Genomic DNA, 439 nt, shown 5'->3' with positions numbered 1-439 from the left:
CGTGTTCAACCAGCTGACATACGGGGTGGCAGCCTCAGCCATCGCCACCGACGCTGGACCCTGCCACGCCCCACCAGACAGACCGGAAGTCACCTCACCGAAAGACTCGGCAACCGCAGCCAACTCTTCGGCCAAATCATCCCACGCAGCCGCCGCCGACAACATCGGCCCAACCCCAGCCCCCGCGAACATCCGCAGCGAGTTGATCTCGGGTGGCAGCGTTGCGAAATTCATCGACGAACTTTCTTCCGCGTCGAACGCAAACTATGTGACCTGAGGGCTAGGGGTTTTGGGAAAAGATGCCGGCGAGGTTGGCGCCGATGTTTTGTAGGCCTGAGACGAAGCTGTTGACGTTGAATCCTCCTAGGCCGATGTTTCTGAAGCCCGAAACGCCGCTTCCGAGGTTGCCGATTCCTGAGGAGCCTTCGCCGAAGACGTT

Annotated in this window: 1 protein-coding gene; it reads right to left on the bottom strand. The window is 60.1% G+C overall.

Annotated elements, in window-relative coordinates:
* A partial coding sequence (locus BST27_RS30870) for a PPE family protein (RefSeq protein WP_139805529.1) occupies positions 1 to 234 on the bottom strand: 234 nt, incomplete at its 3' end.
* Positions 235 to 439: the final 205 nt, after the last annotated feature.

The organism is Mycobacterium intermedium, assembly GCF_002086275.1.
Classification (GTDB): Bacteria; Actinomycetota; Actinomycetes; order Mycobacteriales; family Mycobacteriaceae; genus Mycobacterium; species Mycobacterium intermedium.
This window is presented reverse-complemented; position numbering and strand designations above follow the sequence as displayed.